The sequence below is a fragment of the Klebsiella sp. K5-204 genome (genome assembly GCF_030128585.1).
GTDB lineage: Bacteria > Pseudomonadota > Gammaproteobacteria > Enterobacterales > Enterobacteriaceae > Klebsiella > Klebsiella quasipneumoniae.
On record NZ_JAKUZS010000006.1, the window covers coordinates 329,915 to 342,548 of the forward strand.

At 59.9% G+C, this 12,634-nt stretch carries 9 protein-coding genes; 6 read left to right on the forward strand and 3 right to left on the reverse strand.

Features of this window, described 5'->3' with window-relative positions; all coding sequences use genetic code 11:
* Nucleotides 1-28: 28 nt before the first annotated feature.
* A complete protein-coding gene (setB, locus tag MKR05_RS17640; protein ID WP_032453530.1) occupies nt 29-1,210 on the reverse strand; it encodes a sugar efflux transporter SetB in 1,182 nt (393 codons plus the stop codon).
* Nucleotides 1,211-1,546: 336 nt separating this feature from the next.
* Here setB and fruB point away from each other — a divergent pair, with 336 nt between their 5' ends.
* From fruB to fruA, 3 genes are read left to right on the forward strand one after another with little or no spacing between them, the layout of a single operon-like run.
* Nucleotides 1,547-2,677, forward strand: coding sequence for a fused PTS fructose transporter subunit IIA/HPr protein (gene fruB, locus MKR05_RS17645; RefSeq protein ID WP_023290452.1), 1,131 nt, complete (start codon nt 1,547-1,549; stop codon nt 2,675-2,677).
* Nucleotides 2,678-3,616, forward strand: coding sequence for a 1-phosphofructokinase (fruK, locus tag MKR05_RS17650; RefSeq protein ID WP_002912941.1), 939 nt, complete (start codon nt 2,678-2,680; stop codon nt 3,614-3,616).
* Nucleotides 3,617-3,632: 16 nt separating this feature from the next.
* The gene (fruA, locus tag MKR05_RS17655) at nt 3,633-5,327 is read left to right on the forward strand and encodes a PTS fructose transporter subunit IIBC (protein WP_238875200.1); all 1,695 of its coding nucleotides are present in this window, start codon (nt 3,633-3,635) and stop codon (nt 5,325-5,327) included.
* Between the two features lie 53 nt (nt 5,328-5,380).
* Here the strand turns inward: fruA and nfo are convergent, their stop codons facing one another.
* Together nfo and MKR05_RS17665 are read right to left on the reverse strand one after the other, a co-directional pair.
* Complete coding sequence (nfo, locus tag MKR05_RS17660; protein WP_238875199.1) at nt 5,381-6,235, reverse strand: deoxyribonuclease IV; 855 nt, start codon at nt 6,233-6,235, stop codon at nt 5,381-5,383.
* A gap of 71 nt (nt 6,236-6,306) precedes the next feature.
* On the reverse strand, nt 6,307-7,356 hold the full coding sequence (locus MKR05_RS17665; RefSeq protein ID WP_023290449.1) for a YeiH family protein: 1,050 nt from the start codon (nt 7,354-7,356) through the stop codon (nt 6,307-6,309).
* A gap of 266 nt (nt 7,357-7,622) precedes the next feature.
* Between MKR05_RS17665 and yieE the strand changes: the two genes are divergently transcribed.
* From yieE to cirA, 3 genes are all read left to right on the forward strand, one after another.
* On the forward strand, nt 7,623-8,489 hold the full coding sequence (gene yieE / locus MKR05_RS17670) for a DNA-binding transcriptional regulator YeiE (RefSeq protein WP_004201638.1): 867 nt from the start codon (nt 7,623-7,625) through the stop codon (nt 8,487-8,489).
* Between the two features lie 179 nt (nt 8,490-8,668).
* Nucleotides 8,669-10,138, forward strand: coding sequence for an amino acid permease (locus MKR05_RS17675; protein WP_023290447.1), 1,470 nt, complete (start codon nt 8,669-8,671; stop codon nt 10,136-10,138).
* A 501-nt stretch (nt 10,139-10,639) separates the two neighbouring features.
* Nucleotides 10,640-12,613, forward strand: coding sequence for a catecholate siderophore receptor CirA (gene cirA / locus MKR05_RS17680; protein WP_023290446.1), 1,974 nt, complete (start codon nt 10,640-10,642; stop codon nt 12,611-12,613).
* The last annotated feature ends 21 nt before the right edge of the window (nt 12,614-12,634 follow it).

Here is a 12,634-nt window from a genome sequence, read left to right on the forward strand (position 1 = left end):
CTGCCCGGCTCCGGCCGGGCAACCTTATCTATACGTCTCTGATCCGCCACAGGCAGGCCTGCGTGGCGATCCCCATAACCAGCGCTATCCAGAACACCGCATGATAGCTCCAGATCTCTGCCACCACGCCCGCCAGTGAGCCGGCGATGATCCAGCCGACGCGGGTAGTATTGGTGTAGAGGGTGGTGGCCGCGCCCGCCTGCCCGGGCATCAAATCCTGGAAATAAAGCATGCCAATCCCGGCGAGGATCCCGATATAGATGGCGTTCAGCACCTGCATCGCCAGCAGCAGCGCCGGCGTGTGCACCGTCAGCATGCCCACATAAAACAGCACCCCAGCCACCGCGGAAAGGCGCATCAGAAAGCGTTTACCGAAGCGCCGGGCGTAGTAACCGGCAATCAGCATGGTGGGAATTTCCAGCCCGGCGGCGGTCCCCATCATCAGGCCGGCCAGCTTCTCCGGCAGATGCAGCTCGTTAATGATAAACAGCGGCATATTAATGATGTACAGGCTGTTGGTGCCCCACATCAGCGTGCAGATGCTGAACAGCAGCAGCGCATCGCGGCGGTGCGTGCGCGGGGCTTCCAGCCGGCCAGTCGCCACCGCCTTCGCTTTGCGCATGCTGGGCAAGAACAGCCAGACCATGATCCCGCAGACGATAAACGCCGCCGCGGCGCTGAGGTACATCGCGGTAAAGCCAAACCCCATCGCCAGGGCATAGGCCAGCGGGGGACCAATCACCCAGGCCAGGGAGACCTGGGCGCGCAAAATGGAGCTGAACATCACCGCTTCGCGGCCGGTTTTGTCGGCATGCTCGCGCGCGAGGGCGAACATCTGCGGGTTGGCGGTCGAACCAAAGCTGCTAAGGAATACGCCGATGAACAGCAAAATGAAATAGTTCCGGTTCCAGGCAAACAGCACGCAGGCCAGCACCCCCAGCAGGCAGCAGACGACAATCAGCTGCTTGCGATCGCCCTGACGGTCAGAACGTCCGGCGAGGAACTGGCTGACCAGAATGCCGATGACGGCGCTGCCGGTAAAAAAGAAACCCACCATCGCCGGGCGGACATGCACTTCATTGGTCAGAAACAGGCTCAGGGTCGGCGTCTGCAACGCCCCGGCAATGCCCGTCAGAAAGGCGACGATCAGGAAGGCGGAAGAGGTGACATCGAACCCGCGTCGGGGAAGGGCGGCGCTTCGGTTTTCCATGTGTTTGGTTTTCTGTAGTTTCAGGAGACGGCGCGGAGTTTACGCCTGCTGGCTGAAAATAAACAGTAGTATGGCACGAATAATTAAAAAGGCGTTTCAAAATAGAGGGTTCAGCAAAAAGCTGACGTTTACCGCAGCCAGGCGCCAGGGCTTCAGCAAAAGTGTGCAGTACCTCTAAGTTCTGCAATCAAGTCGCTGACGTACCTTGCGCGTTGAGCAAGAAAGGTACAGAATTCTTGAAACGTTTCAGCGTCATTCGGCATATCGTTCACCGTCAGATGGCGCCTTTTTTCTCAAGTTAGCTGAAACGATTCAATTCAGCAGGAGAGGAGAACCATGTTCCAGTTATCTGTGCAGGATATTCATCCCGGCCAGCAGGCCGGTAATAAAGAAGAGGCCATCCGGCAGGTCGCCGCCGCGCTGGTCAGCGCCGGCAACGTGGCCGATGGCTACGTGAACGGCATGCTGGCGCGCGAGCAGCAGACCTCGACCTTCCTCGGCAACGGGATCGCGATCCCGCACGGCACGACGGATACGCGTGACCAGGTGCTGAAGACCGGCGTTCAGGTGTTTCAGTTCCCGCAGGGCGTCACCTGGGGCGAAGGGCAGACCGCCTATGTGGCGATCGGGATTGCCGCCAGCTCAGATGAACACCTCGGCCTGCTGCGTCAGCTGACCCATGTGCTGAGCGATGACGCGGTCGCCGCCCAGCTGCAGTCCGCCACCACCGCGGAAGAGCTGCGTGCGCTGCTGATGGGGGAGAAGCAGAGCGAAGCGCTGAAGCTGGACAACGAGACCCTGAGTCTCGACGTCGCGGCCAGCGATCTGCTGACCCTGCAGGCGCTGAACGCCGCGCGTCTGAAAGAAGCAGGCGCTGTGGATTCCGCCTTCGTTAGCCACGTCATTAACGATACGCCGCTGAACCTCGGTCAGGGCATCTGGCTGAACGACAGCGCCGAAGGCAATCTGCGCAGCGCCGTGGCGGTCAGCCGCGCCGCCACCGCCTTCACCCGCGACGACCAGCCGGTTTCCCTGCTGGTCACGGTGGCGATGACCGACGATCAGCCAACCGCGGTGCTGAACCGCCTGAGCAAGCTGCTGCTGGACAAGAAAGCTGACCATCTGCTGAAAGCCGACGCCGCCACCGTGCTGGCGCTGCTGACCAGCGACGACGCGATTGCCGAAGATGTGCTGAGCGCCGAATTCGTGGTGCGCAATGAGCACGGCCTGCATGCCCGTCCGGGCACCATGCTGGTCAACACCATTAAACAATTTTCCAGCGACGTCACCGTCACTAACCTCGACGGTTCCGGCAAGCCGGCCAACGGCCGCAGCCTGATGAAGGTCGTGGCGCTGGGTGTGAAAAAAGGTCACCGTCTGCGCTTTACCGCGCAGGGTGAGGATGCGCAACAAGCGCTGGATGCGATTGGCGAAGCGATCGCCGCAGGCCTTGGGGAGGGCGCATAAATGAGCAGACGTGTAGCAACCATTACTTTAAACCCGGCGTACGATCTGGTGGGCTTCACCCCGGAGATCGAGCGCGGTGAAGTGAACCTGGTGCGTACCACCGGCCTGCACGCCGCCGGGAAAGGCATTAACGTGGCGAAAGTGCTGAAAGATCTTGGTATTGACGTCACCGTCGGCGGCTTCCTGGGGAAAGACAACCAGGATGGCTTTCAGCAGCTGTTCAGCGAGCTGGGGATCGCCAACCGTTTCCAGGTGGTGCAGGGCCGGACCCGCATCAACGTTAAGCTGACGGAAAAAGATGGCGAAGTGACCGATTTCAACTTCTCCGGCTTTGAAGTCACCCCAGGCGACTGGGAACGCTTCGTCAACGACTCCCTGAGCTGGCTGGGGCAGTTCGATATGGTCTGCGTCAGCGGCAGCCTGCCGTCCGGCGTCAGCCCGGAAGCCTTTACCGACTGGATGACCCGTCTGCGCAGCCAGTGCCCGTGCATCATTTTCGACAGCAGCCGCGAAGCGCTGGTTGCCGGACTGAAAGCGGCGCCGTGGCTGGTGAAACCGAACCGTCGCGAGCTGGAGATCTGGGCTGGCCGTAAGCTGCCGGAGATGAAAGACGTTATCGACGCCGCCCATGCGCTGCGCGAGCAGGGGATCGCCCACGTGGTGATTTCCCTGGGCGAAGAGGGCGCGCTGTGGGTGAACGCCTCCGGCGAGTGGATTGCCAAACCGCCTTCAGTCGAAGTGGTCAGCACCGTTGGCGCCGGCGATTCGATGGTCGGCGGCCTGATTTACGGCCTGCTGATGCGTGAATCCAGCGAGCATACCCTGCGCCTGGCGACCGCCGTCGCTGCCCTGGCAGTCAGCCAGAGCAACGTCGGGATCACCGACCGTACCCAGTTGGCCGCGATGATGGCGCGCGTCGACTTACAACCCTTTAATTGACAGCAGGAGAGGCATAATGAAAACGCTGCTGATTATTGATGCCGGACTCGGACAGGCGCGCGCCTATATGGCGAAAACCCTGCTGGGTGCCGCAGCGCCAAAAGCGCACCTTGAACTGATTGATAATCCGAACGACGCCGAACTGGTGATTGTTCTCGGGTCGGCGCAGCCCACTGACAGCGCGCTGAACGGCAAACAGGTTTTCCTCGGCGATATTAATCGCGCCGTGGCGCACCCGGAGCTGTTCCTCAGCGAAGCCAAAGGCCACGCGACGCCGTACGCGGCGCCTGCCGCCGCGGCAGTCCCGGCGGCCACCGGCGGACCGAAACGTATTGTCGCGGTCACCGCCTGTCCGACCGGCGTTGCTCATACCTTTATGGCGGCAGAAGCCATTGAAACCGAAGCCAAAAAACGCGGCTGGTGGGTGAAAGTGGAAACCCGCGGCTCCGTCGGCGCGGGCAATGCTATCACCCCGGAAGAGGTGGCCGAGGCGGATCTGGTGATCGTCGCCGCCGATATCGAAGTCGACCTGGCGAAATTCGCCGGCAAGCCGATGTATCGCACCACCACCGGTCTGGCGCTGAAGAAAACCGCCCAGGAGCTGGACAAAGCGGTGGCTGAAGCCAAACCGTACCAGCCTTCCGGTAAACCTCAGGCTGCTGGCGAAGGTAAAAAAGAGTCGGCGGGCGCCTACCGCCACCTGCTGACCGGCGTCTCCTACATGCTGCCGATGGTGGTGGCGGGCGGCCTGTGTATCGCGCTCTCCTTTGCCTTCGGGATCAAAGCGTTTGAAGTGAAAGACACCCTCGCGGCGGCGCTGATGCAAATCGGCGGCGGCTCGGCCTTCGCGCTGATGGTGCCGGTGCTGGCGGGCTTTATCGCCTTCTCCATTGCCGACCGTCCGGGCCTGACCCCGGGTCTTATCGGCGGTATGCTGGCGGTCAGCGGCGGCTCCGGCTTTATCGGCGGGATCATTGCCGGTTTCCTTGCCGGTTACGTGGCGAAAGCCATCAGCACTAAGCTGAAACTGCCGCAGAGTATGGAAGCGCTGAAGCCGATACTGATCATTCCGCTGGTCTCCAGCCTGATCGTGGGCCTGGCGATGATCTACCTGATTGGTAAACCGGTCGCCGGTATCCTCGCCTGGCTGACCCACTGGCTGCAAACCATGGGCACCGCCAACGCGGTTCTGCTGGGCGCGATCCTCGGCGCGATGATGTGTACCGACATGGGCGGCCCGGTGAACAAAGCGGCCTATGCCTTCGGCGTTGGCCTGCTGAGTACCCAGACCTACGCGCCGATGGCGGCGATCATGGCGGCCGGTATGGTGCCTCCGCTGGCGATGGGTATCGCGACGCTGGTTGCCCGCAATAAGTTCGACAAAGGGCAGCGGGAAGGGGGTAAAGCCGCGCTGGTTCTCGGCCTGTGCTTTATCTCTGAAGGGGCGATTCCTTTTGCCGCCCGTGACCCGATGCGCGTGCTGCCTTGCTGTATCGTCGGCGGCGCGGTAACCGGCGCTATCTCGATGGCGATTGGCGCGAAACTGATGGCGCCGCACGGCGGGCTGTTTGTTCTGCTGATCCCGGGGGCGATTACGCCAGTGCTGGGCTACCTGCTGGCGATTGTTGCCGGGACGCTGGTGGCGGGCCTCTCCTACGCGGTGCTGAAACGCCCGGAAGCGCAGGTAGCGGAAGTCGAAAAAGCGGCATAATCTCTCCGCAATAAAAAAGGGCCGAACAGTCGGCCCTTTTTTTATGTCTCTATTTACGCCACTTCGGCGATCTGCTGCGCCCGCAGCCAGGCAATCTCTTCCGCCCAGATATCCGGGTTGATGGTTTCCAGAATAAGCGGAATGCCGTCGAAGCGGTTGTCCTGCATGATCCAGCTGAAGCAATCGTGGCCGATGTTGCCTTCCCCCAGACTATGGTGACGGTCGACCCGGCTGCCGAAGGCGCTCTTGGCATCGTTGAGATGCATGCCGCGCAGATACTGAAAGCCGACGATACGGTCGAAGTCGGCAAAGGTCTTCTCGCAGGCTTCCGCGCTGCGCAGGTCATAGCCGGCGGCGAAGGCGTGGCAGGTATCGATGCAGACGCCGACGCGGGTTTTATCTTCCACGCCGTCGATGATGGCCGCGAGGTGCTCGAACTTAAAGCCCAGGTTGCTGCCCTGGCCGGCGGTATTTTCGATCACCGCGGTGACGCCTTCGGTCTTCGCCAGCGCGATATTGAGCGATTCGGCGATGCGCGCCAGACACTCTTCCTCCGGGATCTGCTGCAGATGGCTGCCGGGGTGGAAGTTGAGCAGCGTCAGCCCCAGCTGCTGACAGCGGGTCATCTCATCGATGAAGGCGTCACGGGATTTTTCCAGCGCCTCTTCCACCGGGTGGCCGAGGTTAATCAGGTAGCTGTCGTGCGGCAGGATCTGTCCGGGGCCAAAGTGATACTTTTCACAGGCGGCTTTGAATTCGGCGATGGTCTGGTCGCTGAGCGGCGCGGCGCGCCACTGGCGCTGATTTTTGGTGAAGAGGGCGAAGGCGGTTGCTTCGATTTCGGCGGCGCGAATGGCGGCATTGGCCAGTCCACCTGAGGCGCTCACGTGCGCTCCTACGTATTTCATAAAAAAACTCCAGTTAAAGCCGCTGGGGGGTGGGTAATGATAGCGGCTTAACTGGAGAAAGATGTAGTGCTTTATGCCATCAGGCTGTGGATGGCGACGTTAATGGCCCCGCCGCCGACAATCAACCAGACGAACAGCATCAGCGCCATCAGCAGCGGTTTCGCCCCGGCTTTTTTCAGGGCGCTGACGTGAGTGGTCACCCCAAGAGCGGCCATCGCCATCGCCAGCAGGACGGTATCCAGCGTCACCAGCATCTCCACGACCGCTTTCGGCAGCAGATGGAAGGAGTTAAACACCGCCACCAGGATGAACATAATGGCAAACCACGGAATGGTGATTTTGCTTTTCTCGCCGTTACCTGCCGGGGTCAGCTGTTTAACACGCGCCGCCAGGAACAGCAGGAACGGGGCCAGCATCATCACGCGCAGCATTTTAGCGATAACCGCGGCGTTCTCCGCATCCGGGCTGACCGCATGGCCGGCGGCGACGACCTGCGCCACTTCATGCATGGTGGAACCCATATAGATCCCGTAGGTCTCCGGGGTAAACCAGTGCGCCAGCAGCGGGTACATCGCCGGGTAGAGGAAGATGGCGATGGTACCGAAGATCACCACCGTGGCGACGGCGACGGTCACTTTACTGGCTTCAGCTTTGACCACCGGCTCGCTGGCGAGCACTGCCGCCGCGCCGCAGATGCTGCTGCCGGCGCCGATCAGCCAGCTGGTGTGCTTATCGAGCCCAAACACTTTCTGGCCGAGGAAGCAGGCGATGAAAAAGGTGCTGGAGAGCGTCAGAACGTCAATCAAAATACCGCTCACGCCGACGTCGGCAATCTGGGCGAACGTCAGGCGGAAGCCGTAGAGGATGATCCCCAGGCGCAGCAGATACTGTTTGGCGAAGATCACCCCGCCGTCGCAGGGCTGCCAGATTTTCGGATAGACCGTGTTACCGACGACCATCCCGAACAGAATAGCGAGGGTCAGGGCGCTGAAGCCCGCCCCGGCGATGGCCGGGAAGCTACCGGCCCACAGGGCGGCGCCGGTCAGGGCGGCGGTCAGCGCCAGGCCTGGGACAAAATGCCGCAGGGAACGATGTTTGGTGGGTAAAGTGAGTGCTGTCATAACCTTCTCCTTTGTCTGCCTAAAGGTTACGCCGCGCGGGATTAAATATAAAATTGATTATATGTTTATAATCAATCGTAATAAGTGGTAAATGGCCAGCTTCGCTGGCGACAACGGGGCAGGGGAGTGAGGCGCGCAAGCGAGCTGATCTTGTCAGCAAGACGATGATTTTGTGACGTAAGGGGATTTTCCTTCCGTCAGCCGCCTCGATTTGTGTCACCATAGTAAGGAAGGTTATTCAGACTGGATTACTAAACGGGTGGGTTATGCATATTACGCTGCGGCAGCTGGAAGTGTTCGCCGAAGTCCATAAGAGTGGGTCGACCACTCAGGCGTCACAGATGCTGGCGCTTTCGCAATCGGCGGTCAGCGCCGCGCTGACCGATCTGGAAGGGCAGCTTGGCGTACAGCTGTTCGACCGCGTCGGCAAGCGGCTGGTGGTCAATGAGCATGGACGGCTGCTCTATCCGCGCGCCCTGGCGTTGCTGGAGCGGGCCCTGGAGATTGAGCAGCTGTTTCGCGGCGACAACGGGGCGATTCGGGTCTACGCCAGCAGCACCATCGGCAACTATATTATGCCGGAGATCATTGCCCGCTATCGCCATGACTTCCCGGATCTGCCGGTTGAGCTGAGCGTGGGCAACAGCCTGGACGTGATTAACGCCGTTGCCGACCTGCGGGTGGATTTCGGTCTGATCGAGGGGCCGTGCCATGCCGCCGATATTATCGCCGAGCCGTGGCTGGAAGATGAGCTGGTGGTGTTTGCCGCGCCTGACTCGCCGCTGCTGGCGGGGGAGGTGACCCTGCAGCAGCTGGCCGAGGCGCCGTGGATCCTGCGCGAGCATGGGTCTGGCACCCGGGAGATTGTCGATTACGTTCTGCTGTCGCATCTGCCGGCGTTTCACCTGGGGATGGAGCTGGGCAACTCGGAGGCGATCAAGCACGCGGTGCGCCATGGGCTGGGGATCAGCTGCTTATCGCGGCGGGTGATTGCCGAACAGCTGGCCTCCGGCACGCTGGCGGAGCTGAAAGTGCCGCTGCCCCGGCTGACGCGCACGCTGTGGCGCATCCACCACCGGCAGAAGCATATTTCCAAAGCATTACAACGTTTTCTGCAGTATTGCCAGGTGTAGCGATCCGGCTTTATCGCCTGATAAAAGGGGGGAATTTGCTGGCAATTCCGCAGGTTAGTGCTTTACTAATAATTTGCGGTCGATCATGAAGCTCTCTTATAACTTTGCATTTGTACCGGATGGAACCCCGATCGTCTGCTACAATCGCGCCTCATTTTTTGGATGGATAGCATTATCACATGGTTTCGGAAACTAAAACCACAGAAGCGCCCACGCTACGTCGTGAACTAAAGGCGCGCCACTTGACCATGATCGCCATCGGCGGTTCCATCGGTACGGGTCTTTTTGTTGCCTCTGGCGCAACGATTTCGCAAGCAGGTCCCGGCGGGGCGCTGCTGTCTTATATTCTGATCGGTCTGATGGTCTATTTCCTGATGACCAGCCTGGGCGAACTGGCGGCGTTTATGCCGGTGTCCGGTTCCTTCGCCACCTACGGGCAGAATTATGTTGAAGAGGGCTTCGGCTTCGCGCTGGGCTGGAACTACTGGTACAACTGGGCGGTAACGATCGCCGTTGACCTCGTGGCCTCGCAGCTGGTGATGAGCTACTGGTTCCCTGATACCCCAGGCTGGATCTGGAGCGCCTTGTTCCTCGGCATTATGTTCCTGCTGAACTGGATCTCGGTGCGCGGATTTGGCGAGGCGGAATACTGGTTCTCGCTGATCAAAGTGGCCACCGTCATTATCTTTATCATTGTCGGCGTGATGATGATTGTCGGCATCTTCAAAGGGGCGCAGCCTGCCGGCTGGAGCAACTGGGGGATCGCGGATGCGCCGTTTGCCGGCGGCTTCTCGGCGATGATCGGCGTGGCGATGATTGTCGGCTTCTCCTTCCAGGGCACCGAGCTTATCGGTATTGCCGCCGGTGAGTCTGAGAACCCGGAAAAGAACATTCCGCGCGCGGTGCGCCAGGTCTTCTGGCGTATCCTGCTGTTCTACGTCTTCGCGATCCTGATTATCAGCCTGATCATTCCGTATACCGATCCGAGCCTGCTGCGCAACGACGTTAAAGATATCTCCGTCAGCCCGTTCACGCTGGTCTTCCAGCACGCCGGTCTGCTGTCGGCGGCGGCGATCATGAACGCCGTTATCCTGACGGCCGTTCTGTCGGCGGGTAACTCGGGGATGTACGCCTCTACGCGTATGCTGTATACCCTGGCCTGCGACGGCAAAGCGCCGCGCATTTTCTCGAAGCTGTCGCGTGGCGGCGTACCGCGCAACGCCCTGTATGCGACCACCGTTATCGCGGCGCTGTGCTTCCTGACTTCGATGTTCGGTAACCAGACGGTGTACCTGTGGCTGCTGAACACCTCGGGGATGACGGGCTTTATCGCCTGGCTGGGGATTGCCATCAGCCACTATCGTTTCCGTCGTGGCTTCGTCCTGCAGGGTAACGATATTAATAATCTGCCGTATCGTTCCGGGTTCTTCCCGCTGGGGCCGATCTTCGCCTTCGTGCTGTGCCTGATCATCACCCTCGGACAGAACTACGAAGCGTTCCTCAAGGACACCATTGACTGGGGCGGCGTGGCGGCGACCTACATCGGTATTCCGCTGTTCCTCGTCATCTGGTTTGGGTACAAACTGGCAAAAGGCACCCGCTTCGTTCGCTACAGCGAAATGACCTTCCCGGACCGCTTTAAGCGTTAATCTTCGCTATTGTGCGATAAAAGCCCTCTGTAAAGAGGGCTTCATCTTTCTGGTCAAGCGCAATCTTCAGGAATTGCCCGGCGGCGCTGCGCTTGCGCGGGCCTACAGATATCTGCGTAACTGTTTGATATTGCAATTTTTCGTAGGCCGGGTAAGGCGAAAGCCGCCACCCTGCAGACAGATGAGTACGATAACGAAAACAGGTTTGTCATCACCCGGAAGCCCTCTGAAAACGAGGGCTTTTTTTATGTCCACACGGTTACAGCCTGACACAATTCTTCATAATTAGATTGATAATAGAAATCATTATCTTTATCATTTCCGACCATTACGGATGAAGCCACTCCCCCCGTCTCTGCCATGTGTACAGACTGACATCGGGCGACCAGCCACATCGACGAGAAAACAGCGCGAGTCTACCGCCGACAGAGCGGCAGGCCGCCAGCGCGTGTGAGCAGCACCTTTTTGTTTGTTTGGTTGTACACCTCATGGAGATTTGGAATGTTCAGGTTAAACCCTTTTATCCGGGCGGGATTGTCTGCGTCCGTCGTATCGTTGGCGTTTCCGGCCCTGGCCGATGTGAATGAAGAAACGCTGGTGGTGACCGCCTCGGCCACTGAACAGAGCGTCAAAGACGCACCGGCGAGCATCAGCGTCATCACCCAGCAGGATTTGCAGCGCAAGCCGGTGCAGAACCTGAAAGACGTACTGCGCGATGTGCCCGGGGTCCAGCTCACCAACGAAGGGGATAACCGCAAGGGCGTCAGCATTCGCGGTCTGAGCAGCAGCTATACCCTGATCCTTGTCGACGGGAAACGCGTCAACTCCCGGAACGCCGTCTTCCGCCACAATGACTTCGACCTGAACTGGATCCCGGTGGATGCCATCGAACGTATCGAGGTGGTGCGCGGCCCGATGTCCTCCCTGTACGGCTCCGATGCGCTCGGCGGCGTGGTCAACATTATTACCAAAAAAATCGGCCAGAAATGGACCGGGACGCTGAGCGCCGATACCACCATTCAGGAACATCGCGACCGCGGCGATACCTGGAACGGCCAGTTCTTCACCAGCGGCCCGCTGATCGACGGCGTGCTCGGGATGAAGGCCTACGGCAGCCTGGCGAAGCGCGCCAAGGACGATCCGCAGTCTTCCAGCAATGCCACCGGCGAAACGCCGCGCATCGAGGGCTTCACCAGCCGCGATGGCAATGTTGAATTCGCCTGGACGCCGAACGACAACCACGATTTCACCGCGGGCTATGGCTTTGACCGCCAGGATCGCGACTCCGATTCCCTTGACCGCAACCGCCTTGAGCGTGAGAACTACTCTCTGAGCCATAACGGACGCTGGGAGATGGGCAACAGCGAGCTCAAGTTCTACGGCGAAAAGGTGGATAACAAAAATCCGGGGCAGAACGGCACCATCACCTCGGAAAGCAATGCCATCGACGGCAAGTATGTCCTGCCGCTGGACATGATTAACCAGCTGGTGACCTTCGGCGGCGAATGGCGCCACGACAAGCTGAAAGATCCGGTCAACCTGAGCAGCGGCGGCCAGTCGACCTCCGCCAGCCAGTACGCCCTGTTTATTGAAGACGAATGGCGCATCATCGAGCCGCTGGCGCTGACCACCGGCATTCGTATGGACGACCATCAGACCTATGGCGATCACTGGAGCCCGCGCGCCTATCTGGTGTATAACGCCACCGATACCGTCACCGTCAAAGGCGGCTGGGCGACGGCGTTTAAAGCCCCGTCGCTGCTGCAGCTTAACCCCGACTGGACCACCAACTCCTGCCGCGGCTCGTGCAGCATCATCGGTAACCCGGATCTGAAGCCGGAAACCAGCGAAAGCTTCGAGCTTGGTCTCTACTATCGTGGGGAAGAGGGCTGGCTGCAGGATGTTGAAGGCAGCATCACCACCTTCCAGAACAATGTCGACGATATGATTGATGTTCTGCGCACCTCCAGCGCCAGCGAAGCGCCGGGCTACCCGAACTTTGTCGGCTGGAAAACCGTCAACGGTAAGCGCGTGCCGATCTTCCGCTATTTCAACGTCAACAAAGCGCGCATCAAAGGGGTGGAGACCGAGGTGAAGATCCCGTTCGGCGATGAGTGGAAGCTGACGGTGAACTACACCTACAACGATGGTCGCGATCTGAGCAACGGCGGCGATAAACCGCTGCAGACGCTGCCGTTCCATACCGCCAACGGCACGCTTGACTGGAAACCGCTGGACGACTGGTCCTTCTACGTGACGGCCAACTATACCGGCCAGCAGCGCGCGGTGAGCGCCACCGGCAAAACGCCGGGCGGCTATACCCTGTTTGACGTCGGCGCGGCGTGGCAGGTCACCAAAAACGTGAAACTGCGCTCCGGGGTGCAGAACGTGGGCGATAAAGATCTCAACCGGGACGACTACAGCTATACCGAAGAGGGCCGTCGCTACTTTATGGCCGTGGATTATCGCTTCTGATCGTTGGCGCTTAACGATGAC